The 21,843-nt window shown below is 69.9% G+C and carries 20 protein-coding genes and 1 riboswitch; of the genes, 8 read left to right on the top strand and 12 right to left on the bottom strand.

Going from position 1 to position 21,843, the window contains the following annotated elements; translation table 11 throughout:
• Window positions 1-202: 202 nt before the first annotated feature.
• The 3 genes from OHU74_RS24270 to OHU74_RS24280 all read right to left on the bottom strand — a co-directional run bounded on the left by OHU74_RS24270 (window position 203) and on the right by OHU74_RS24280 (window position 4,510).
• Window positions 203-1,216 (bottom strand): ribonucleotide-diphosphate reductase subunit beta, encoded by a 1,014-nt coding sequence (locus tag OHU74_RS24270; RefSeq protein WP_371617841.1) that lies wholly within the window; start codon window positions 1,214-1,216, stop codon window positions 203-205.
• On the bottom strand, window positions 1,216-3,651 hold the full coding sequence (locus OHU74_RS24275; RefSeq protein ID WP_371617842.1) for a ribonucleoside-diphosphate reductase subunit alpha: 2,436 nt from the start codon (window positions 3,649-3,651) through the stop codon (window positions 1,216-1,218). Before OHU74_RS24275 ends, OHU74_RS24270 begins: the two co-directional genes overlap by 1 nt.
• A 155-nt stretch (window positions 3,652-3,806) precedes the next feature.
• Window positions 3,807-3,958: riboswitch (cobalamin riboswitch) on the bottom strand.
• Between the two features lie 54 nt (window positions 3,959-4,012).
• Entirely contained in the window at window positions 4,013-4,510 is a 498-nt protein-coding gene (locus tag OHU74_RS24280; RefSeq protein ID WP_371617843.1) for a GNAT family N-acetyltransferase, read from the bottom strand.
• 78 nt (window positions 4,511-4,588) lie between these two features.
• Between OHU74_RS24280 and OHU74_RS24285 the strand changes: the two genes are divergently transcribed.
• Complete coding sequence (locus OHU74_RS24285; protein WP_371617844.1) at window positions 4,589-5,173, top strand: Uma2 family endonuclease; 585 nt, start codon at window positions 4,589-4,591, stop codon at window positions 5,171-5,173.
• A 48-nt stretch (window positions 5,174-5,221) separates the two neighbouring features.
• On the opposite strand, the gene OHU74_RS24290 is transcribed toward OHU74_RS24285, so the two are convergent.
• The 3 genes from OHU74_RS24290 to OHU74_RS24300 all read right to left on the bottom strand — a co-directional run bounded on the left by OHU74_RS24290 (window position 5,222) and on the right by OHU74_RS24300 (window position 8,554).
• A complete protein-coding gene (locus OHU74_RS24290) occupies window positions 5,222-5,419 on the bottom strand; it encodes a YbdD/YjiX family protein (RefSeq protein WP_371617845.1) in 198 nt (65 codons plus the stop codon).
• Window positions 5,416-7,566 carry a carbon starvation CstA family protein gene (locus OHU74_RS24295; protein ID WP_371617846.1) on the bottom strand — a complete coding sequence of 717 codons (2,151 nt, stop codon included), beginning with the start codon at window positions 7,564-7,566 and terminating at the stop codon, window positions 5,416-5,418. Before OHU74_RS24295 ends, OHU74_RS24290 begins: the two co-directional genes overlap by 4 nt.
• A gap of 223 nt (window positions 7,567-7,789) precedes the next feature.
• Window positions 7,790-8,554, bottom strand: coding sequence for a GntR family transcriptional regulator (locus OHU74_RS24300; RefSeq protein WP_328304082.1), 765 nt, complete (start codon window positions 8,552-8,554; stop codon window positions 7,790-7,792).
• 295 nt (window positions 8,555-8,849) lie between these two features.
• Between OHU74_RS24300 and OHU74_RS24305 the strand changes: the two genes are divergently transcribed.
• The 4 genes from OHU74_RS24305 (at window position 8,850) to OHU74_RS24320 (ending at window position 13,579) form a co-directional block, all read left to right on the top strand.
• On the top strand, window positions 8,850-10,133 hold the full coding sequence (locus tag OHU74_RS24305; RefSeq protein ID WP_371617847.1) for an extracellular solute-binding protein: 1,284 nt from the start codon (window positions 8,850-8,852) through the stop codon (window positions 10,131-10,133).
• A gap of 75 nt (window positions 10,134-10,208) precedes the next feature.
• Window positions 10,209-11,201 (top strand): carbohydrate ABC transporter permease, encoded by a 993-nt coding sequence (locus tag OHU74_RS24310; protein WP_371617848.1) that lies wholly within the window; start codon window positions 10,209-10,211, stop codon window positions 11,199-11,201.
• Window positions 11,198-12,070: a carbohydrate ABC transporter permease gene (locus OHU74_RS24315; protein ID WP_371617849.1), complete on the top strand. Its 873-nt coding sequence runs from the start codon at window positions 11,198-11,200 to the stop codon at window positions 12,068-12,070. The genes OHU74_RS24310 and OHU74_RS24315 overlap by 4 nt, the downstream gene beginning before the upstream one ends.
• Window positions 12,071-12,076: 6 nt before the next feature.
• Window positions 12,077-13,579: a glycoside hydrolase family 3 protein gene (locus tag OHU74_RS24320; RefSeq protein WP_371617850.1), complete on the top strand. Its 1,503-nt coding sequence runs from the start codon at window positions 12,077-12,079 to the stop codon at window positions 13,577-13,579.
• Between the two features lie 86 nt (window positions 13,580-13,665).
• On the opposite strand, the gene nagB is transcribed toward OHU74_RS24320, so the two are convergent.
• Both nagB and OHU74_RS24330 read right to left on the bottom strand, forming a co-directional pair.
• Window positions 13,666-14,451 carry a glucosamine-6-phosphate deaminase gene (gene nagB / locus OHU74_RS24325; RefSeq protein ID WP_371617851.1) on the bottom strand — a complete coding sequence of 262 codons (786 nt, stop codon included), beginning with the start codon at window positions 14,449-14,451 and terminating at the stop codon, window positions 13,666-13,668.
• Window positions 14,452-14,595: 144 nt separating this feature from the next.
• Window positions 14,596-15,357 carry an SDR family oxidoreductase gene (locus OHU74_RS24330; protein ID WP_371617852.1) on the bottom strand — a complete coding sequence of 254 codons (762 nt, stop codon included), beginning with the start codon at window positions 15,355-15,357 and terminating at the stop codon, window positions 14,596-14,598.
• 82 nt (window positions 15,358-15,439) lie between these two features.
• Here OHU74_RS24330 and OHU74_RS24335 point away from each other — a divergent pair, with 82 nt between their 5' ends.
• Together OHU74_RS24335 and OHU74_RS24340 are read left to right on the top strand one after the other, a co-directional pair.
• Window positions 15,440-16,033 carry a TetR/AcrR family transcriptional regulator gene (locus OHU74_RS24335; protein WP_371617853.1) on the top strand — a complete coding sequence of 198 codons (594 nt, stop codon included), beginning with the start codon at window positions 15,440-15,442 and terminating at the stop codon, window positions 16,031-16,033.
• A 404-nt stretch (window positions 16,034-16,437) separates the two neighbouring features.
• A complete protein-coding gene (locus OHU74_RS24340; protein WP_371619792.1) occupies window positions 16,438-17,907 on the top strand; it encodes a sensor histidine kinase in 1,470 nt (489 codons plus the stop codon).
• A gap of 169 nt (window positions 17,908-18,076) precedes the next feature.
• Here OHU74_RS24340 and OHU74_RS24345 read toward each other — a convergent pair whose 3' ends face one another.
• Window positions 18,077-18,334, bottom strand: coding sequence for a WhiB family transcriptional regulator (locus OHU74_RS24345; protein ID WP_004937597.1), 258 nt, complete (start codon window positions 18,332-18,334; stop codon window positions 18,077-18,079).
• 332 nt (window positions 18,335-18,666) lie between these two features.
• Window positions 18,667-19,632 carry a diacylglycerol kinase family protein gene (locus tag OHU74_RS24350; RefSeq protein WP_371617854.1) on the bottom strand — a complete coding sequence of 322 codons (966 nt, stop codon included), beginning with the start codon at window positions 19,630-19,632 and terminating at the stop codon, window positions 18,667-18,669.
• Window positions 19,633-19,715: 83 nt separating this feature from the next.
• Here OHU74_RS24350 and OHU74_RS24355 point away from each other — a divergent pair, with 83 nt between their 5' ends.
• Window positions 19,716-20,153, top strand: a complete 438-nt coding sequence (locus tag OHU74_RS24355) for a hypothetical protein (protein WP_371617855.1) — start codon at window positions 19,716-19,718, stop codon at window positions 20,151-20,153.
• Window positions 20,154-20,171: 18 nt separating this feature from the next.
• Here OHU74_RS24355 and OHU74_RS24360 read toward each other — a convergent pair whose 3' ends face one another.
• Window positions 20,172-21,254, bottom strand: coding sequence for an RNA polymerase sigma factor SigF (locus OHU74_RS24360; RefSeq protein ID WP_371617856.1), 1,083 nt, complete (start codon window positions 21,252-21,254; stop codon window positions 20,172-20,174).
• Window positions 21,251-21,664, bottom strand: a complete 414-nt coding sequence (locus tag OHU74_RS24365) for an anti-sigma regulatory factor (RefSeq protein WP_053676432.1) — start codon at window positions 21,662-21,664, stop codon at window positions 21,251-21,253. Before OHU74_RS24365 ends, OHU74_RS24360 begins: the two co-directional genes overlap by 4 nt.
• Window positions 21,665-21,843: the final 179 nt, after the last annotated feature.

Raw genomic sequence — 21,843 nt, forward strand, 5'->3', positions numbered from 1 at the left:
GAATGGTGCGCGTGGGCGGACGCGGGCCCCACGGCCCCGCCGTACAACAACCCCCCGGGCCTCAGCCGCGCCCGCCCGGCCCACCCGTCGAGGGTCATCCCGGAGCCGGGAACGGCGAAGCGCCCCCGCCCAGTGCCTTGGTCACCCAAGTCGATCTCCCCATGGGCGGGGACGCTATCAAGTGGTGCTGCCCGGCGGGGACCTAGAAGTCCTCGTCCAGGTCGACGGTGCCCTCCACCGCGACCTGGTAGGCCGACGGGCGGCGCTCGAAGAAGTTGGTCAGTTCCTGGACGCCCTGGAGCTCCATGAAGGAGAACGGGTTCTGCGAGCCGTAGATCGGCGCGAAGCCGAGGCGGACCAGGCGCTGGTCCGCGACGCACTCCAGGTACTCGCGCATCGACTCGGTGTTCATGCCCGGCAGGCCGTCACCGCACAGGTCGCGGCCGAACTGGAGCTCCGCCTCGACGGCTTCCTTGAGCATGTCGGTGACCTGCTGCTGGAGGTCGGCGTCGAAGAGGTCGGGCTCTTCCTTGCGGACCGTGTCGATGACCTCGAAGGCGAAGCTCATGTGGGCGCTCTCGTCACGGAACACCCAGTTCGTGCCCGTGGCCAGGCCGTGCAGCAGGCCGCGCGAGCGGAACCAGTAGACGTACGCGAACGCCCCGTAGAAGAACAGGCCTTCGATGCACGCCGCGAAGCAGATCAGGTTCAGCAGGAAGCGGCGGCGGTCGGCCTTGGTCTCCAGTCGCTCCAGCTTCTCGACCTCGTTGATCCACTTGAAGCAGAACTGGGCCTTCTCGCGGATCGAGGGGATCTCCTCGACCGCGTCGAAGGCGGCCGCGCGGTCGTCAGGGTCGGGCAGGTAGGTGTCGAGCAGCGTCAGGTAGAACTGGACGTGCACGGCCTCCTCGAAGAGCTGGCGCGACAGGTACAGGCGCGCCTCCGGGGAGTTGATGTGCTTGTACAGGGTCAGGACGAGGTTGTTCGAGACGATCGAGTCGCCCGTCGCGAAGAAGGCGACGAGGCGTCCGATCATGTGCTGCTCGCCGGGCGTGAGCTTGGCGAGGTCGGCCACGTCCGAGTGGAGGTCGACCTCCTCCACGGTCCAGGTGTTCTTGATCGCGTCCCGGTAGCGCTCGTAGAAGTCCGGGTAGCGCATGGGGCGGAGGGTCAGTTCGAAGCCCGGGTCGAGAAGGTTCTTGGCGGTGGAGCTCATTACTGGCAGGCCTCGCAGGACTCGGGGTTTTCAAGGGAGCAGGCGAGCGCTTCCGCGGCGGCGGCCTCGGCGGCGGCCCGGGCCGCGGCGTCCGCGGTGTCGGCAGCTGCGGCGTTGACCGGCTGGGGGAGCGCCACCGGGGTGGTGGCCTGCGCGGCGCGGGCGATCTTCGTCGCCGGGCGCGAGCGCAGGTAGTACGTGGTCTTCAGGCCCTGCTTCCAGGCGTACGCGTACATCGACGACAGCTTGCCGATGGTGGGCGTCTCCAGGAACAGGTTCAGCGACTGCGACTGGTCGAGGAAGGGGGTGCGCGCGGCCGCCATGTCGATCAGGCCGCGCTGCGGGATCTCCCACGCCGTGCGGTACAGCTCGCGCACCTCGGCCGGGATCCAGCCGAAGCCCTGGACCGAGCCGGAGGCCTCGCGCAGCGCCTCGCGGGTCTGGGCGTCCCAGACGCCGAGCCGCTTGAGCTCCTGCACCAGGTAGCCGTTGACCTGGAGGAACTCCCCGCTCAGGGTCTCGCGCTTGAAGAGGTTGGAGACCTGCGGCTCGATGCACTCGTACACGCCCGCGATGGAGGCGATGGTCGCCGTCGGGGCGATGGCCAGGAGGAGGGAGTTGCGCATCCCGGACTTCGCGACCCGCGCGCGCAGCGCGTCCCAGCGCTCCGGCCAGTTCAGCTCGACGTCGTAGTGGTCCGGGTGCAGGACCCCGCGGGCCGTGCGGGTCTGCTCCCACGCGGGGAGCGGGCCGCTGCGCTCGGCCAGGTCGCACGAGGCCTCGTACGCAGCGAGCATGATGCGCTCGGAGAGCTTCGTGGACAGGGCCTTCGCCTCGGCGGAGTCGAAGGGCAGCTTCAGCTGGAAGAAGACGTCCTGGAGGCCCATCGCGCCCAGGCCCACCGGGCGCCAGCGGGCGTTGGAGCGGCCGGCCTGCTCGGTCGGGTAGAAGTTGATGTCCACGACGCGGTCGAGGAAGGTGACCGCGGTGCGGACGGTCTCGTCCAGGCGCTCCCAGTCGATGTCGCCCGACTCGGCGAGCACGAAGGCGCCGAGGTTGACCGAGCCGAGGTTGCAGACGGCGGTCTCGCCGTCGTTGGTGACCTCGATGATCTCGGTGCACAGGTTCGAGGAGTGGACGACGGTGCCCGGCTCCGCGGTCTGGTTGGCCGTGCGGTTGGAGGCGTCCTTGAAGGTCATCCAGCCCTGGCCGGTCTGCGCGAGGGTGCGCATCATCCGGCCGTACAGGTCGCGGGCGGGGATGGTCTTGCGGGCGAGGCCGCCGGCCTCGGCCTTGCGGTAGGCGGCGTCGAACTCGTCGCCCCACAGGTCGACGAGCTCGGGGACGTCGGCCGGGGAGAACAGCGACCAGTCGGCGTCCGCGTTCACGCGGCGCATGAACTCGTCCGGCACCCAGTGCGCCAGGTTCAGGTTGTGGGTGCGGCGCTGGTCCTCGCCGGTGTTGTCGCGGAGCTCCAGGAACTCCTCGATGTCGGCGTGCCAGGTCTCCAGGTAGACGGCCGCGGCGCCCTTGCGGCGGCCGCCCTGGTTGACGGCGGCGACGGAGGCGTCCAGCGTCTTGAGGAACGGCACGATGCCGTTGGAGTGGCCGTTGGTGCCGCGGATCAGGGAGCCGCGGGCGCGGATGCGCGAGTAGGACAGGCCGATGCCGCCGGCGTGCTTGGAGAGGCGGGCGACCTGGTGGTAGCGGTCGTAGATCGAGTCGAGCTCGTCCAGCGGGGAGTCCAGCAGGTAGCAGGAGGACATCTGCGGGTGCCGGGTGCCGGAGTTGAAGAGCGTGGGGGAGGACGGCAGGTAGTCCAGGCGGCTCATCAGCCGGTAGAGGGAGGCGACTTCCTCTACGGCCTGGACCGAGTCGTTCTCGGCGAGGCCCGCGGCCACGCGCAGCATGAAGTACTGCGGGGTCTCGATGACCTGGCGGGTGATCGGGTGGCGCAGCAGGTAGCGGCTGTGCAGGGTGCGCAGGCCGAAGAAGCCGAAGCGGTCGTCGGCGCCCTCGGCGAGCGCGTGGTCGACCAGTGCGTCGAGGCGGTTCGCGTGGAGCCGTACGAAGTCTGCGGTGCGGTCGGCGATCAGGCCCTCGCGGTGGCCCACCTCGACGGAGCCGGAGAACGAGAGGGAGCCCTGGCCGGCGGCCTCGTCGCGGACGGCGAGCGTCAGCAGGCGGGCGGCGAGCCGGGAGTACGCCGGGTCCTCGGAGATCAGCCCGGCGGCCGCCTCGGTGGCGAGCGTACGCAGCTCCGCCTCGTCGGCGGCGGCGCTGCGGCCGCGCAGGGCGGCGGCGGCGACCCGGCCGGGGTCGGTGTCGGGCAGATCGGCGGTCAGCTCGGTGAGCGTGCGCAACAGCGCGGCCCCCGGACCCTCATAGGCGGACGGGTCGGACTCGGCGCGCGGTGCGGAAGGCGCGATGGTCACGGGGGGAGCTCTCCCTCGCTCGGCTCCGGAACACCGCTGGTGCGGGGCGCGAGGGGGCGCACGCGGGGGAGTGCGGGCCTGGCAGGGCACGCATACGCCACGTGACGTCCACCGGCCCAACCGCGAGGCCCGGACGAATCGGCACCCGGGTCGGTCGATCCGGGCGCACTGTCGACAGGTCCTCGGACTTGTGGATGCCCCGACCGGGTTCGACCAGGTCCGGGCATTTCATACCGTTGCGGGACAGTTCCGGATTCTCACCGGATTCCCCTGCGACGACAGCGAGGTCGAGCATACATGTGGGGGCCACCGCTTGCGGTAGCCCCCACATGTTGTGTCGCTCGTCGGTGGTCGCGCGCCGTTACAGCTCGACGCGGTAGGTGAGCAGGGGCAGCCCCGGTACCGGGTACCAGTCGCGCTCCGGGGTCCGTACGAAGCCCAGCCGGTGGTAGATCCGGTGTGCCCCCAGCATCTTCTCCGTGGTCGAGAGCACCAGGTGGGTCACACCCTCCAGCTCCCGGGCGCGGGCCGTGCAGGCGCGCACCAGGGCCTCGCCGGCGCCCCGGCCGCGGGCCTCGGGGGAGACGGCCAGCATCCGGAACTCCGCCTCGTGGGGGCCGGCGATCTGGGCGAGGGGGCTGCCGGGAGGGGCGAAGGTCACATTGCCGAGCAGCGTGCCCTCGTACTCCGCGACGATCACTTCGGCGTCGGCGGCCCGGCCGGCGACGTCGCGCAGCAGCTCCAGGTAGGGGTCGTCCTCGGCAAAGTCCAGCAGGTCGTCGCCGAGGTAGGCCTGTGCGGTGAGCTCGCCCAGCTCTTCGTATTCGGCGGCCGTTGCCGCCCTGATGACGATGTCCATGCGGTCGAGTGTGCAATACGGGTGTCGGTGCCCGGCGCTATCGTCGGAGGCAGCACCGTCGAGGAAGGCGAGCGAGGCATGACCGTGATGACCGACCGTCCCCACATGACGACCGAAGAGTTCGAGGACCTGGCCCGCATAGCCGCCCAGCAGGCGGAGGGGCTGCGACTGGAATTCATCGGCGGGGTGCTGAGGAGCAAGGCCATGCCAGACGGGGACCACGGGAGGGTCATTCTGTGGCTGACGCGGATCTGTATGCAGCACCACCCGGACTTCTGGCTGCACCCGGGGCAGGGAATCAAGGCGGAACAGTACCGGGAGGGCCGCGCCATTCCGGACGGGGTTCTGGCGCACGAGGACGCGTTCGTCGGGCAGGGTGACTGGGTGGATCCCGGCCCGATCCTGATGGCCGTCGAGGTGACCTCGTGGGACTCCGACACAGAGCGGCGCGACCGGATCGAGAGGCCCCGCGCTTATGCGCAGACTGGTATCCCCGTCTACCTGCTCATTGACCGGCTCAAGTGCCAGGTTCTCGTCCACAGCGACCCGGATGGCAACGGCTACGAGACCGTACGCACCGTTCCCTTCGGCAAGGAGGTCAAGCTCCCCGACCCCGTCGGCATCACCCTCCACACGGAGCCCCTCAAGGACTGGGTGCGCTGAGCACGCCGCAGGGCCCCGCCCGCAATGGGCAGGGCCCTGCGGGCGGGCTCAACAGCAGCGGAACCCCTCGCGCGGGTCCGCTTCGCGGGCGTCCATGCGGGCGCGCTCGAAGGCCCGTCGGGTCATGACCTCGGCGTCCGGGTCGTGGGTGCGGGCGTGGGCGACGTAGCGGTCGTACGCCGCCTCGCCCGAGAACTCCCGTACGAAGTACCGGGCCCGGCCCAACACCTGCCGCAGGCCGCTCACGCCGGCTCCTTCACGCGGCCCCCGCCCGAGTCGAGTCCGGCGGCGGCGAGCTCCGCGCGCTCCTCGGCGGTCGGGATCAGCCCGGCCGGGGCGATGATCCGGGACTCCTCCCACGGGGTCTCGGCCAGGGTGACGGACTCCGGCTTGCGGACGGCGTTGAAGCAGGTCCGGGCCGCGTCGAGCAGGACGATGATGATCAGCAGTGCGAAGAGCACCGACAGGACCCCGTCCACCGTGGCGTTGGTGACCACGGTGTGCATCTCGTCCATGTTCTTGGCGGGCTTGAGGATCTTGCCGGCGTCGATGCCGTCCTGGTAGAGGTCCCGCTGCGCGAAGAAGCCGATCTTCGCGTTGTCCGAGAAGATCTTCTGGTAGCTGGCGGTGAGGGTGACGGCCACGTCCCACGCCAGCGGAACGCCCGTCACCCAGGCCCACTTGAGCCGGCCCGACTTGATCAGCAGCGTGGTGCAGACGGCCAGGGCGACCGCCGCGAGCAGCTGGTTCGCGATCCCGAACAGCGGGAAGAGCTGGTTGATGCCGCCCAGCGGGTCCTTGACGCCGACCCACAGGAAGTAGCCCCAGCCGCCGACGACGATCGCGCTGGCGAACCAGACGCCCGGCTTCCAGCTGATGTCCTTGAAGGACTTGTGCATGTTGCCGAGGGTGTCCTGGAGCATGAACCGGCCCACGCGGGTGCCCGCGTCGACCGTGGTCAGGATGAACAGGGCCTCGAACATGATCGCGAAGTGGTACCAGAAGGCCTTCATCGAGGAGCCGCCGACCACGGAGGAGAAGATCTCCGACATTCCGAGTGCGAAGGTCGGCGCGCCGCCCGTGCGGGACAGCAGGCTGGCCTCCTCCACGTCCTTCGCGGCCTGCGCGAGGGCGTCGGGGGAGATGGCGAACCCGAAGTGGGTCACCGCCTCCGAGGCGGTCTGGACGGTGGCGCCGACGACTCCGGCGGGGGAGTTGACGGCGAAGTACAGGCCCGGATCGATGATGCAGGCCGCGATGATCGCCATGACGGCGACGAAGGACTCGGTCAGCATCGCGCCGTAGCCGATGACCTTGACCTGGGTCTCCTTCTGGATCATCTTCGGGGTGGTGCCGGAGGAGACCAGCGAGTGGAACCCGGACAGGGCTCCGCAGGCGATGGTGATGAAGACGAAGGGGAACATCGAGCCGGCGAACACCGGGCCGTCGCCGCGCGAGGCGAAGTCGGTGACCGCGGGCATCTTCAGGACCGGCATCGAGACGACCACGCCCACGGCCAGCAGGCCGATGGTGCCCACCTTCATGAAGGTGGAGAGGTAGTCGCGCGGGGCGAGCAGCATCCACACCGGCAGCACGGATGCCACGAACCCGTACGCGATCATCCAGATGACCAGCGTCTCCTTCTCCAGCGTGAAGGTGTCCGCCAGCGAGGACTCCGCGACCCAGCCGCCCGCGACGATGGCGAGCAGCAGCAGCGCGACGCCGACGAAGGAGACCTCGGTGACCCGGCCCGGGCGCAGGACGCGCAGGTAGAAGCCCATGAAGAGGGCGATCGGGATGGTCATGCCGATGGAGAAGACGCCCCACGGGGAGTGCGCCAGGGCGTTGACGATGACCAGCGCCAGCACCGCCAGCAGGATGATCATGATGGCGAACACGGCGACCAGCGCGGCGGCGCCGCCGACGGGGCCGATCTCGTCCCGGGCCATCTGGCCGAGCGAACGGCCGTTGCGTCGGGTGGAGAAGAAGAGCGTGACCATGTCCTGGACCGCGCCCGCGAAGATCACGCCGGCCACGATCCAGATGGTGCCGGGCAGGTAGCCCATCTGTGAGGCGAGTACGGGGCCCACCAGCGGGCCGGCGCCGGCGACGGCGGCGAAGTGATGGCCGAAAAGTACCCGTCGGTCGGTCGGGTGGAAGTCGACACCGTTGTCGAGGCGTTCGGCGGGGGTGGCGCGGGTCTTGTCCACCTTCAGGACGCGGTTCGCGATGAAGCGCGCGTAGAAGCGGTAGCCGATCGCGTACGAGCCCAGCGCGGCGGCGAGCAGCCACGCGGCCGAGATCTCCTCGCCGCGGGAGAGCGCCAGCACGCCCCAGCCGATGGCGCCGACGAGCCCCACGAGCACCCACAGGGCCACGGACCGGGGAGACATGCGCCCCAGCGCCCCCGTGGCGCCCTCGGGCCCCTGTGACGGCGAAGGCGAGCCCGGCGTGGTGCCCGGACTCGCCGCGTTCCGTTCTGTTTCCGTTGCTTCCGGTTCAGGCATGATCCCTGGTCCCCTCGTCGATCATCTGCGTAAGCGCAGGGAATCTACGGGGGACCGCCCGGTGGACGTAACCCCCCGTCCGCATAGCGGAACGAGAGTCAACTACGAATCAGACCGCGGGGCGCTGGAGTCGGGCGACGAACTTGTAACGATCGCCGCGGTACACCGAACGCACCCACTCGACGGGCTCCCCGTCGGCGTCCAGCGAATGGCGGGAAAGCATCAGCATCGGCAGTCCGACGTCCGTGCCGAGCAGCCCGGCCTCCCGCGGAGTGGCCAGCGAGGTCTCGATGGTCTCCTCGGCCTCGGCGAGGCGCACGTCGTACACCTCGGCGAGGGCGGTGTAGAGGGAGGTGTACTTGACCAGCGAGCGGCGCAGCGCGGGGAAGCGCTTGGCCGAAAGATGGGTGGTCTCGATGGCCATCGGCTCGCCGCTCGCCAGCCGGAGCCGCTCGATGCGCAGGACCCGGCCCCCCGTGGCGATCTTGAGCAGGCCGGCCAGGGTGTCGTCGGCCGTCACGTAGCCGATGTCCAGGAGCTGGGACGTGGGTTCCAGGCCCTGGGCCCTCATGTCCTCGGTGTAGGACGAGAGTTGGAGCGGCTGGGAGACCTTCGGCTTGGCGACGAAGGTGCCCTTGCCCTGAATCCGTTCCAGTCGTCCCTCGACGACGAGCTCCTGGAGTGCCTGTCGGACCGTGGTCCGCGAGGTGTCGAATTCGGCCGCGAGCGTGCGCTCGGGCGGTACCGGCGTGCCCGGCGGCAGTGTCTCGGTCATGTCGAGCAAGTGCCGCTTGAGTCGGTAGTACTTGGGCACGCGCGCCGTACGGGTGGCCGCCCCGCCATCCGGCTCCGTGGTCGCCCCTTCGGTGGCCATCGCCGCCCGCCTTCCCGACTCCAGTTTCGTTGCCGTCACCGGCTCCTCCGATATGTGCGGTCACATCGTGACACGGGCGGGAGGACAGGCCTCCTCCCTCCCCCAGGTGTCGGTCCGATAACGGACCGAGCACCCGCTCATTAGACCCTTGACACCCCTAAAGGTCTAGGCCAAGCTCCCGTTACTGGTCTACACCAATATGGATCAGATCCCGGCCCCACGGGCAGTACTTGGTGCTTTTGAGTCACCGCGGCGGGCAAGGGAAGTTGCAGGCAGCATCCCTGAGGAGGGTGGCGTGAAGCGCAAGCTCATTGCGGCAGTCGGAGTCGCGGGCATGGTTATCGGCCTCGCGGCGTGTGGTGGGTCTGACGGCAAGGGGACCGCCGACAAGGCCTCCGACGCCAAGGAGCTCACCGTCTGGCTCACGGTCGACGCCCAGAACAACTGGCCGGAGCTGGTGAAGGCGGCCGACGACGCCATCGTCGCCAAGCACCCCGGCATCACCATCAAGCACGAGTACTACGGCTGGCCGGACAAGAACGCCAAGCTGGACGCGGTCCTCGCCACGGACAAGGCCCCGGACGTTGTCGAAATGGGCAACTCCGAGATGATCGGCTACATGTCGACCGGAGCCTTCTCCGAGCTCGACGCCTCGAAGTTCGAGAACTCGGCGACCTGGCTGGACGCCCTCAAGCAGTCCGTCACCTACGAGGGCAAGACCTACGGCGTCCCCTACTACGCCGGTGGCCGTGTCGGCACCTGGCGCAAGGACATCGCCGCCGAGGTCGGCGTCACCGCCGCCCCCAAGACCTGGGCCGAGTACACCTCCGCCCTGGACAAGATCCAGGCCGCGAAGGGCGACAAGTTCAGCGCGCTCTACCAGCCCTCCCCGGACTGGTACGCCGCGATGTCCTACGTCTACGACGCCGGCGGCGCCATCGCCAAGAAGGACGGCGACAAGTGGAAGGGCTCCCTGTCCTCCCCCGAGTCGCTGAAGGGTCTGGCGCAGTACAAGGACCTCCTCGACAAGTACATGCACGCGGACAAGACCAAGGACGAGTCCGACCGCCCGGTCGTCTTCGGCCAGGGCAACTCCGCCGCGATCTTCGCCGCCGGCTGGGAAGGCGCCACCGCGGCCGACCCGAAGAGCGACAAGGTCGGCGGCCTGAAGGACAAGCTGGAGAACTTCGTCCAGCCCGGTCCGAACGGCAAGAACCTCCCCGTCTTCCTCGGCGGTTCGGACCTGGCGGTCCCGTCCAAGTCCAAGGCCAAGGACGTCGCGGCCGAGTGGATCAACGTCTTCACCGGTGCGCAGGGCCAGAAGGGCCTGATCGGCAAGGGCAACCTGCCGAACAACAAGACGGACCTCGCTCCGCTGAAGGCCGACCCGAAGACCACGGTCTCCGCCACGGCGGCCGAGTCCTCCTGGTTCGTCCCCACCGCCGTGGGCTGGGGCCAGATCGAGAAGGGCAAGGTCCTCCAGACCATGCTCCAGGAGATCGGCACCGGCAAGAAGTCGGTGGAGGAGGCGGCCAAGGCCGCTGACGCCGAGATCGACAAGGTCATCAACACCAAGTGACCTGAGTAAGCGGGGCCCCGCCGGATCGGCGGGGCCCCGCTGCCCGTCAAGAGAGGGACTCCCGAGGAGCGCGCGATGAGTGCCGCACAGACAACCACCGCCGACCTGCCGCCGGCGAAGAAGACTTCAGCCGGAGCCGGTACGGGGAGCAAGGGCAAGCCGGGCAAGCCCGCCCGCAAGGGTTCGGGCGCGACCCCCTGGCTGCTGCTGGCTCCGTGCATGCTGATCATCGCCCTCATCATGGGGTACCCGCTCTACAGACTCGTGGCCCTCTCCTTCCAGAGCTTCGGCAAGAAGGAACTCTGGGGGTTCAAGGACGCCGAGTTCGTGGGCCTGGACAACTTCACGAAGATCCTCGGAGACGGGGTCTTCTGGACCGTCGTCCTGCGCACCGTGGTCTTCGCGGCCGGAGCCGTCATCCTGACCATGGCCATCGGCATGCTCATCGCGCTGCTGCTGCAGAAGGTCTCGGGCCTGGTCAAGGCGCTCATCAGCATCGCCCTCGTGGCGAGCTGGGGCATGCCCATCATCGTCGCCACGGCCGTCTTCAAGTGGCTCTTCGACTCCGGCTACGGCGTCCTCAACTACCTGCTGAGCCAGCTCCCCGGCGTGGACATGATCGGCCACAACTGGTTCGCCAGCGGCCCCCAGGGCCTCGTGGTGATCATGCTCCTCGTGGTCTGGGGCGCGGTGCCCTTCGTGGTCATCACCCTCAGCGCCGGTCTGACCCAGGTGCCCAAGGAGCTGGAAGAGGCCGCGCGCCTCGACGGCGCCGGCGCCTGGGGAGTCTTCCGGCACGTCACCCTCCCCATCCTGAAGCCGATCATCGTCATGCTGACGACCCTCTCGGTGATCTGGGACATGGGTGTCTTCCCGCAGGTCTTCGTCATGCGAAACGGCAACCCCGAAGCAGAGTTCCAGCTGCTGACGACGTACTCGTACCAGCAGGCCTTCGTGGTCAACGACTACTCGGGCGGCTCCGCGATCGCCCTGGTGACCGTCCTGCTGCTGCTCGGAGTCGTCGCCGTCTACATGCGCCAGATGCTCAAGATCGGAGAGGTGGAATGACGATCACCACCGCGACCCCGCCCGCCGCGCGCCGCCAGCGGAGCAGGCTGCTGAGGAAGTCCAAGCTCGGCTGGAACTTCATCGGACTCCTGGTCTTCGCCGTCATGGGCTTCCCGGTCTACTGGATGCTCAACACGGCCTTCAAACCGGCCAAGGACGCGATCGACCCGAACCCCCACTTCTTCCCGCGCACCTTCACGCTGGAGAACTTCCGGCGCGCGCTGCAGATCTCGGACTTCTGGGGCCCCGTCGGACGCAGCATGATCGTGTCGCTGGTGGTGGTCACCATCGGAATCGCCGTCGGCATGCTGGCCGCCCTGGCCATCTCCCGCTTCGCCTTCCGCGGCCGCAAGATCGTGATCGTCGGCATCCTCGCCGTCCAGATGATCCCGCTCGTCGCGATGATCATCCCGGTCTTCCTGCTGCTGAACGACCTCGGTCAGTACGACAAGCTCACCGGCCTGATCATCACGTACCTGACCTTCATCCTGCCCTTCACGGTCTGGACGCTGCGCGGGTTCATCGTCAACATCCCCAAGGAACTGGAAGAAGCCGCCCAGGTCGACGGCTGCACCCCGACCGGCGCCTTCCTGCGGGTGGTCTTCCCACTGCTCGCCCCGGGCATGGTCGCCACATCCGTCTACGGCTTCATCCAGGCGTGGAACGAGTACCTCTACGCCCTGATGCTGATGAGCCAGCAGAACCAGACGGCCACCGTCTGGCTCGGCAACTTCACCACCAAGAACGGCACCGAGTTCGCCCCGATGATGGCGGGCTCCACCATGATGGCGGTCCCGATCGTCGTCCTCTTCCTCATCGTCCAGCGCAAGATGGCCGCGGGCCTCACCGCCGGCGCCGTGAAGGGATAACGGCCCATGACTGTCCTTGCGCACCGAACGGATACGCTCACCCGTGACGCCCTCGCGGTGCTCCAGCCCGGCTTCGAGGGCACCACCGCCCCCGCCTGGGTGCTGCGCCGGGTCTCCGAAGGGCTCACCGCCGTCGGCCTCTTCGGCCGCAACATCGCCTCGCCCGACCAGCTCGCCGCACTCACCGCGCAGCTGCGGCGCGAGCGGGACGACGTCCTCGTCGCCATCGACGAGGAGGGCGGTGACGTCACCCGCCTGGAGGTCCGGGGCGGCTCCTCGTTCCCCGGGAACCTCGCGCTCGGCGCCGTGGACGACACCGACCTGACCCGCGACGTCGCCCGCGAACTCGGCCGCCGCCTCGCCGAATGCGGGGTGAACCTCAACTGGGCCCCGTCCGCGGACGTCAACTCCAATCCGGACAACCCGGTCATCGGCGTACGCTCCTTCGGCGCCGACACCCAGCTCGCGGCCCGGCACACCGCCGCGTACGTCGAAGGCCTCCAGGCCGCCGGCGTCGCCGCCTGCACCAAGCACTTCCCCGGCCACGGCGACACCAACGTCGACTCGCACCACGCGCTGCCCCGCATCGACGTGGACCTCGAGACCCTGGCCGCGCGCGAACTCGTACCGTTCCGGGCGGCCATCGAGGCCGGCACGCTGGCCGTCATGAGCGCGCACATCCTCGTGCCCGCCCTGGACCCGACCCGCCCGGCCACCCTGAGCCCGCAGATCCTGACCGGTCTGCTGCGCAAGGAGCTCGGCTACGAGGGCCTGATCGTCACCGACGGCATGGAGATGAACGCCATCGCCGGGACGTACGGCATCGAGCGCGGCTCGGTGCTGGCCATCGCGGCCGGCGCCGACGCGATCTGTGTCGGTGGCGGACTCGCCGACGAGGAGACCGTCCTGCGCCTGCGCGACGCCCTGGTCGCGGCCGTACGCGAGGGCTCGCTCCCGGAGGAGCGGCTCGCCGAGGCCGCCGCACGGGTGCGGTCCCTGGCCGAATGGACCCGGCGCTCGCGCGCCGCCCTCGCCGCGCCGGGCGCGCACCAGGAGGGGAGCGCGCCCGGCATCGGCCTGGCCGCGGCCCGCCGCGCGGTGACGGTCTCGGGCTCGCCCGCTGCCGCCGCCCCGGTGAACGCCCCGTACGTGGCCACGCTCGCGCCCGTCGCGAACGTCGCCGTGGGCGACGAGACCCCGTGGGGAGTGGCCGGGGAACTGGCCGCGCTGATCCCGGGCACCGAGTCGGGCGTGTACCCCGAGGGCTCCTCGGCCGCCGACATCCTGGCGGCCGCGGGCAACCGCACCGTCGTCGCGGTGGTCCGCGACGCGCACCGCCACCCCTGGATGACCGAGGCCCTGGACGCGCTGGTCGCGGTCCGCCCGCAGACCATCGTCGTCGAGATGGGCCTGCCGAGGGCCGAGCCGCGGGGGGCGCTGTACATCGCCACGCACGGGGCCGCCCGGGTGTGCGGCAAGGCTGCCGCCGAGGTCATCGCCGGGGTGTAGCGGCCCCCGGCGGGGCTGGATTCACACACAGACGAAGGGCCGGGCACCCCCAGGGGTGCCCGGCCCTTCGTGTCGTACCGGTGCGGCTACAGGCCCTGCCAGGCGGGCTTGTTGGCGTAGGTGTGGCGGAAGTAGTCCGCGAGCTTCAGCTTGGACGCGGCGGCCTCGTCCACGACGACCGTGGCGTGGCGGTGCAGCTGGAGCGCGGAGGCCGGGACCAGGGCGGACAGCGGGCCCTCGACGGTCTGCGCCACGGCCTCGGCCTTGCCCTCGCCGGTGGCCAGCAGGACCAGGTGGCGGGCGTCGAGGATGGTGCCGATGCCCTGGGTGATGACGTGGTGGGGCACCTGGTCTATGTCGTTGTCGAAGAAGCGCGCGTTGTCCACGCGGGTCTGCTCCGTCAGCGTCTTGATGCGGGTGCGCGAGGCGAGCGAGGAGCACGGCTCGTTGAAGCCGATGTGCCCGTCCGTGCCGATGCCCAGCAGCTGGAGGTCGACGCCGCCGGCCTCGGCGAGCGCCCGGTCGTACGCGTCGCACGCGCCGACGATGTCGGCGGCGCTGCCGTCGGGGCCGATGAAGGAGGCCTCGGACAGGCCCAGCGGCTCGACGACCTCGCGCAGCACCACGGCGCGGTAGGACTCCGGGTGACCGGCGGGCAGGCCGACGTACTCGTCGAGCTGGCAGATGCGCGCCTTCGAGGCGTCGACCTTGCCGGCCTTGACCTGGGCGGCCAGCGCCTCGTAGATGGGCAGCGGGGTAGAGCCGGTCGCCACGCCGAGCAGGGCCTCGGGCTTGCGGCGGACCAGGGCGGCCATGGCCTCCGCGATGAGCTCGCCGCCTGCCTTGGCGTCCGGGACGATGACAACTTCCACGCGGGGCCTGCCGATCTGGAGTGTGACGATTGTGGTATAGACCAATCTAGCAGAGAGAGGCCTTCCGCGGCCTGTCTTTGCACACTTCCATGGTGGTCCGGATCCCGGCTCCCGGCCTCCCGGGAGCCGGGCCCGGGGCACGGCCTAGAGCAGCGAGAGCTGGAGCCCGCCCGTCACGGCGAGGTGCTGGCCCGTGACCCAGCGGGAGTCGGGGGAGGCGAGGAAGGCGACCACGTCCGCGACCTCCTCCGGGGTGCCGAGCCGGTCGAAGACGGAGCGGGAGGCGGCGTGCGCGCGGGCCGCCGGGTCCGCGAGCCAGGCCGCGTTCAGATCGGTTTCGACGATGCCGGGGCCCACCGAGTTCACCGTGATGTTCCGGGGGGCGAGCTCGGCGGCCAGGGACACCGTCAGCGCGTTCACCGCGCCCTTGGCCATGATCGTGGCGAGGATCGCGGGCAGGGCGATGTCGGGGGTGCCGGTCACGTTCACGATCCGGCCGCCGTCCCGCAGTCGCGCCAGGCCGTGCTGGATCACGAAGAACGGCGCCTTCGCGTTGAGCGCGTGCGTCCGGTCGTAGGTCTCCTCGTCGGTCGAGCCGATGCCGGCGAAGGTGGCCCCGCCCGCGTTGTTCACCAGGATGTCCACCCCCTCCGTGGCCAGCGGATGGGCCGCGTACGCCTCCCAGAGCGCCTGTGCGCCGCCCGGTACGTCGAGCTCGGCGGCGATCGCGAAGGCCCGCCCGCCGGCCGCCCCGATGGCCTCCACGGTCTCCTTGGCCGCCGCGGCGTTGCTCCCGTAGGCCACCGCGACCAGTGCGCCGTCCCGGGCCAGGCGCTCCGCGACGGCCCGGCCGATGCCCCGGCTGCCGCCCGTGACCAGTGCCGTCTTCCCCTTGAGCACGCCCATGGCGAACCCCCCATTCGGTAGCGATCGATACAGAACTCGATGACCGTACCAGATTTCATAGCGAGCGCTATAGAATGAGCCCATGGTGACCGGACAGCGCGGCAGGCCCCGCTCCTTCGACCGCGACGCGGCCCTGGACAAGGCGATGTTCGCCTTCTGGGAGAACGGCTACGAGGCCACGTCGATCTCCGACCTGACCGCAGCGCTCGGCATCGGAGCGCCGAGCCTCTACGCGGCCTTCGGCGACAAGCGCAAGCTCTTCGACGAGGTCGTGGTGGTCTACGGCGGCCGGTACGGGGACTTCGCGGCCGTGGCGCTCGCCGAGGAGCCCACCGCCCGCGCGGCCCTGGGCCGCATCCTGCACGAGGCGGCCGAGGTCTACACCGACCCGGCGCACCCGCCGGGCTGCATGGTGATCAGTGCGGCCGTGAACACCACCTCGAAGGAGGTGGCGCAGGCGCTGCGCGAACGCCGCGAGGCCAACCTGGTGATGTTCGAGACCCGGATCCGGGCCGACATGGCCACGGGCGCCCTGCCGGAAGCCACGGACGCGCGGGCGCTGGCCCGCTATGCCGGGGCCGTGCTGCAGGGGATGTCCCAGCAGTCGCGCGACGGGGCGGGCCGCAGGGAGCTGGAGGCGGTCGCGGAACTGGCGATGCTCGCCTGGCCGCGTTAGGGGCCGGGGGAGTGCGGGGCCGCCCGGCGGCCGCTGGCCACTCGGCGGTCGTTCCGCGGTCATTCCTCTGGGCACGGTGCCGGGTGGGACCCTCAGCCCGCCCGGCACCGTAGCCCGGAGTACTTGCGACCGACGGGTGTGCGGTTCCCGGCGGCCTGTGGGGAGGTTCCGCGCGGTCAGGGCAGAGCGCGCGGCTTACCTCGATCCGTCCTCCTGTGCGGGGAGGGCGGAAGTATGAAGCAATTGTGGACTAGACCAATCTGTTCTGTCCATCCAATGACCGGACCCTGGTTCCCGTCACTTCCTCCAACCCTACGCGGAACCCGGGGCTCCTGGATACTCCGCGGTATCGCGCTGCGGAAAGTCATGGCCCATACCCGGGGTACGCTCGCCACGTGCCCTCCATGAACGACCTCGTACGCCAGCACACCGCTCTCAGTGAAACCGACCTGGAGTGGCTCCACCTGCTGGTCTCGGAGTGGCAGCTGCTCTCCGACCTCTCCTTCGCCGACCTCGTGCTGTGGGTCCCCACCCTCGACGGCGCCCGGTACGTCTCGGTCGCTCAGATGCGCCCGAACACCGGCCCCACCTCGTACCAGGACGACATGGTCGGCCACCTGGTCCCGCGCGGCCGCCGTCCGCTGCTCGACGCCGCGCTCGACGAGGGCCGCATCGTGCGCGAGGGAGACCCGGAGTGGCGCGAGGAGGTGCCGGTCCGCGTCGAGTCGATCCCCGTGCGCCGCGAGGGCCGGGTGCTGGGCGTCATCGCCCGCAACACCAATCTGCTCACTGTGCGTACACCCAGCCGGCTGGAGCTCACCTACCTCCAGTCCGCCTCCGACCTGGCCCAGATGATCGCGGCGGGCTCCTTCCCGTTCCCCGGCCAGCAGGTGGACATGGACGCCTCCCCGCGGGTCGGGGACGGCCTGATCCGGCTCGACGCCGACGGCGTGGTGACGTACGCGTCCCCGAACGCGCTCTCCGCCTACCACCGGCTCGGCCTCGCCTCCGACCTGGTCGGCCAGCACCTGGGCAACATCACCTCCGAACTGGCCCCCTCGCGCGGCCCGGTGGACGAAGCCCTGGTCAAGCTCGCCAGCGGCTGGGCCCCGCGCGAGACCGAGGCCGAGGGCAACGGCGGGGTCATCCAGCTGCGGGCCATTCCGCTCAAGCCCAAGGGGACCCGGATCGGTTCCCTCGTCCTGTGCCGCGACGTCACGGAACTGCGCCGTCGCGAACGTGAATTGATCACCAAAGATGCGACCATCCGGGAGATCCACCACCGGGTGAAGAACAACCTCCAGACCGTGGCCGCGCTCTTGCGCCTCCAGGCCCGGCGGATGGATTCCCCGCAGGGGCGCGAGGCGCTGAACGAGGCGGTCCGCCGCGTCGGTTCGATCGCGATCGTGCACGAGACGCTGTCTCAGAACCTGGATGAACGGGTCGAGTTCGACGAGATCGCCGACCGCGTGATCGCGATGGTCGCCGAGATCTCCCCGGGCAAGGTCGACTGCCGGCGCATCGGACGCTTCGGAATCCTGGACGCGGAGGTCGCCACTCCGCTGGCGATGGTGCTCACGGAGATCCTGCAGAACGCCCTGGAGCACGCCTTCACCCAGGGGGAGGGCGGCACCGTGGAGGTGTCGGCGACCCGCTCGGGGAGCGGCCGCGGCGATGCCCGGCTGCTGATCTCGGTGATCGACGACGGCTGCGGTCTGCCCGAGGGCTTCGACCCCAAGCGGGCCGGCAACCTCGGGCTGCAGATCGTACGGACCCTCGTGGAGGGCGAGCTCGGCGGCAGCTTCGACATGGTTCCGGCCGAGCCGCGCGGCACCAAGGTCGTCCTCGACATACCGGTGATCTCGCAGAAGTAGGCGGCGCGCCGCCGGGCCGGAGCAGCGGCCCCGTCACTCAGAGTGAAGTGATGGGCCCCGGACAGCACTGAGCCCCGTACCGAATGGTTTTCGGTACGGGGCTCAAGAGCACGTTGCTGAGCGCTTAAAGGGGTACTACGCGCTGCGGCTCGAGGCTCGAAAGTCGATGTCAGGCGGTGGCGTTACGCGCCCGATTGCGAGCGGCGCGGCGCTTCATTGCGCGGCGCTCGTCCTCGCTGAGACCGCCCCAGACACCGGAGTCCTGGCCGGACTCAAGCGCCCACTGCAGGCACTGCTCCATGACGGGGCAACGGCGGCAGACGGCCTTGGCTTCCTCGATCTGCAGCAGCGCAGGACCGGTGTTGCCGATGGGGAAGAAGAGTTCCGGGTCTTCCTCGCGGCAAACGGCGTTGTGACGCCAGTCCATGGCTGCTCCATCTCCTTGTATTGCGGGCAGGTTGCTTGTGAATGTGAACGCTTTCACGAATCCCTTCGTGAGGGAAGGGTGACCGCCCAGTTTGGGGAAAAACTCGCCCTGGGCTGCCGGAGATTCGTGGAGGGGTTCTGGCGGTCTGTGTGGGTGCCGGGTTCTGCGGGCTGTCCCGATCGCCATGTAGAGATTCGCAAACCTCGGACGGGGATACAACCCCTTCCGGAAAGTTTTTTTTGATTCGTCGGTGTCTACTAGGTCACAGCCCTACTTCGTGGGGGTGGACCGGCGTGTAAACGTTCGAGTGAAAGGACTTTGGGCCCTTCCACTCACACAATCACACGCAGTGCCCGGCGTACGCCTGTGAACCGAACGCTGGTGCGCAGTCCGAGGTGGTCTCCGTCCATCTGGAACGGAAGCGGCACCTTGGAATGCAAGGTGAAGTCGGTCAGATCGTGCAGAGACACCGCATGCTTTCCGTGCGGGCCGCGCTCAGGAGTCGAGGTCAGGAGCTGCGTCGCGTACCGGGCGACCGCCGGAGTTGACAAACGGTCCAGTGCCAATACGTCAAGTGCGGTATCGAACGATGCTTCGGGGGAGGCGTAGAGCGGCCGGTTGCCCAGATACGTCCAGGGTGAGGTGTTGCACACTATCGACAGCACCAGGTCCGTGACGGGATCCGCGCCGGGGCGCTCCAGCGTCACCGAGCCGCGCCGGCGGTTCGGCTCTTCCCAGAATTGACGCATCAGCTGTCGTACGTAGAGGGCGTGCGTCGAACGTTTGCCCCGTTCGCGCTGTTGTTCGACCCGGCCCACGACGCCCGCGTCGAAGCCGAAGCCCGCGCAGAAGGTGAACCAGCGCGCCGGCACCGACTCGTCCTCCGTGCCCGGCGTACCCGCCGCCAGCCCCAGGCCCACGGTCCGCTCGCGCCGCTCCCGCAGCGCGTCCAGCAGGGCGCCGGTCGCCTCGACCGCGTCGTTGGGCAGGCCGAGCGCACGGGCGAAGACATTGGTGGAACCGCCGGGGACCACGGCCAGGCCCGGCAGCCGGTCCGGATCGGGGCCCTCGTGCAGCAGTCCGTTGACCACCTCGTTGACGGTGCCGTCCCCGCCGAGGGCCACGACCAGGTCGATTCCGGTCTCGGCGGCCCTGCGCCCCAGGTCCCGGGCGTGCCCGCGGTACTCGGTGGTGACCGCCTCCAGCTTCATCTCGCTGGCCAGGGCGTGGGTCAGGACATCGCGCGTGCGCGCACTGGTGGTCGTCGCTGCTGGGTTGGCCACGAGAAGTGCACGCATGAGCGCAGCCTACCGACCCGTTCGTACGCGTCCCATACTGCCCGTCCCTCCGGGGGCGCGAGGCGCGCGGATACCCTGCTGGGGTGAGTACGAAGCCGACCCCCGCCGCGCCCGCCGTCCCCGCCTCCCTGCCCCGCAGGCTGACCGCGGCCGCCGCGCTCACCGCGCTGGAGGGCCTGGCCCTGGCCGGCCTCGGCGTCGCCGATCTGTACATGGGCATCGCCGGGGACGGCGACTCCCTGCAGGCCCTGACCGGCGGGGTCACCCTGCTCGTCCTGGCCGCGCTGCCGCTGGTCGCGGCGCGCGGGCTGCGCCTGGGCCGCCGCTGGAGCCGCGGCCCGGCGCTGATCACCCAGCTGATGGCGCTGCCGGTGGCCTGGATGCTGTGGACCGCAGGAGGGGCGATGAAGGTCACCGCCGCCATGGGTCTGGCCCTGGCCGCGCTGGCCGTCGTAGGCCTCCTGGTGAACCAGAAGGCCACGGGGGCACTGGGCATCGGGCCCGCGGAACAGGCCCGATAGCCCGTACGGGTACCTCTCCTACTCCTCGACGAGGAGCTTCTCGCGGAGCTGGGCCAGGGTGCGGGCCAGCAGCCGCGAGACGTGCATCTGGGAGATGCCGACCTCCTGCGCGATCTGCGACTGGGTCATGTTGCCGAAGAACCGCAGCAGCAGGATCCGCTTCTCCCGCGGCGGCAGCCCCTCCAGCAGCGGCTTGAGCGACTCGCGGTACTCGACGCCCTCGAGCGCCTCGTCCTCCGAGCCCAGGGTGTCCGCGACCGCCGGCGACTCGTCGTCGGTGTCGGGGACGTCCAGCGAGAGCGTGCTGTAGGCGTTGGCCGATTCGAGGCCCTCCAGGACCTCCTCCTCGGAGATCCCCAGCCGCTCGGCCAGTTCGTGGACCGTGGGGGAGCGGCCGTGCTGCTGGGACAGTTCGGCCGTCGCCGTGGTCAGCGAGAGCCGCAGCTCCTGGAGCCGCCTCGGGACGCGTACCGCCCAGCCCTTGTCGCGGAAGTGGCGCTTGATCTCGCCGACCACCGTGGGCGTGGCGTACGTGGAGAACTCGACCCCGCGGTCCGGGTCGAACCGGTCCACCGACTTGATCAGGCCGATGGTGGCGACCTGGGTCAGGTCGTCCAGCGGCTCGCCGCGGTTGCGGAAGCGCCGCGCCAGGTGCTCGACCAGCGGCAGGTGCATCCGTACGAGCCGGTTGCGCAGCTCGGCCTTCTCCACCGAGCCGTCGGGCAGCGCCCGCAGCTCGATGAACAGGGCCCGCGCGCCACTGCGGTCGCGCGGATCCGGCAGCGGCAGCGGGGCCGTGAACACCGGAGGCTGCAGGGCTTCCGGTGCGTCCGGTGTGTCCGCGGCAGGTGTCGCCGCGGCCCGGGCCGGGGCCCCGGGGGCCGTGGCAGCGGCCCCCGTTGGCTGGACCGGCAGTGTTTGGTCGTGCTGGTTGTCGCTCACAGGGCCCGCCCGTCGCTCCGCCGAGTCCAAAAAGCCGTCTTCCGCATCCGTGTCAGCCGGGTGCGGCCGGGCGTGCTGCTGTTCCGGAATGCCGCCGTCGACCTCGTGCCGTACCCGGGGCCGATCCCCGCCCCGCACCGGGACCTCCCCGCCGCTCACGCCGGGCCTGGTCCCGCGCCGCGCTGTTTGTAGAGGCTGATGCTCACCGTTCGGTCCTCCTCGACCGTGGCCTCGACCTTCCCGGCCAAGGCCGAGAGGACCGTCCACGCGAACGTGTCGCGCTCCGGTGCCCGCCCGTCGGTGGTCGGGGCGGAGACGGTCACTTCCAGCGAATCATCCACCAGCCGGAAGACGCAGCTGAGGACGGAGCCGGGCACGGCCTGCTGGAGCAGGATCGCGCAGGCCTCGTCCACCGCGATGCGGAGGTCCTCGATCTCGTCGAGGGTGAAGTCCAAACGTGCCGCGAGGCCGGCCGTGGCCGTCCGCAGCACCGACAGGTAGGCACCCGCAGCGGGCAGCCGGACTTCCACGAAGTCCTGGGTCCCGGGCTCGCCTGCGATCTGGGACACCCTCACCTCCAAGGTGGTACGAGCTCTGTTCGCCGGTGACGCTATCGCGATCCGGGCGATCGTGTCGCGGCACCCCGTGCTGGAGAGCGCAGGGCCCCGTCGAACACGACTGGCCGGAAGGCCATGCCTGCGACCAGTGACTGATGGTAAGCCCATGGGTACGCACAGTGGCTAGGGGT

Source organism: Streptomyces sp. NBC_00454, from assembly GCF_041434015.1.
Lineage (GTDB): Bacteria > Actinomycetota > Actinomycetes > Streptomycetales > Streptomycetaceae > Streptomyces.

Bases quoted from the DNA above. Each gene is read 5' to 3' on its own strand.
- OHU74_RS24270 (WP_371617841.1), bottom strand. From the start codon at position 1,216: ATGAGCTCCACCGCCAAGAACCTTCTCGACCCGGGCTTCGAACTGACC.
- OHU74_RS24280 (WP_371617843.1), bottom strand. From the start codon at position 4,510: ATGGACATCGTCATCAGGGCGGCAACGGCCGCCGAATACGAAGAGCTG.
- OHU74_RS24285 (WP_371617844.1), top strand. From the start codon at position 4,589: ATGACCGTGATGACCGACCGTCCCCACATGACGACCGAAGAGTTCGAG.
- OHU74_RS24295 (WP_371617846.1), bottom strand. From the start codon at position 7,566: ATGTCTCCCCGGTCCGTGGCCCTGTGGGTGCTCGTGGGGCTCGTCGGC.
- OHU74_RS24300 (WP_328304082.1), bottom strand. From the start codon at position 8,554: ATGGCCACCGAAGGGGCGACCACGGAGCCGGATGGCGGGGCGGCCACC.
- OHU74_RS24310 (WP_371617848.1), top strand. From the start codon at position 10,209: ATGAGTGCCGCACAGACAACCACCGCCGACCTGCCGCCGGCGAAGAAG.
- OHU74_RS24315 (WP_371617849.1), top strand. From the start codon at position 11,198: ATGACGATCACCACCGCGACCCCGCCCGCCGCGCGCCGCCAGCGGAGC.
- OHU74_RS24320 (WP_371617850.1), top strand. From the start codon at position 12,077: ATGACTGTCCTTGCGCACCGAACGGATACGCTCACCCGTGACGCCCTC.
- OHU74_RS24330 (WP_371617852.1), bottom strand. From the start codon at position 15,357: ATGGGCGTGCTCAAGGGGAAGACGGCACTGGTCACGGGCGGCAGCCGG.
- OHU74_RS24335 (WP_371617853.1), top strand. From the start codon at position 15,440: ATGGTGACCGGACAGCGCGGCAGGCCCCGCTCCTTCGACCGCGACGCG.
- OHU74_RS24340 (WP_371619792.1), top strand. From the start codon at position 16,438: ATGAACGACCTCGTACGCCAGCACACCGCTCTCAGTGAAACCGACCTG.
- OHU74_RS24345 (WP_004937597.1), bottom strand. From the start codon at position 18,334: ATGGACTGGCGTCACAACGCCGTTTGCCGCGAGGAAGACCCGGAACTC.
- OHU74_RS24350 (WP_371617854.1), bottom strand. From the start codon at position 19,632: ATGCGTGCACTTCTCGTGGCCAACCCAGCAGCGACGACCACCAGTGCG.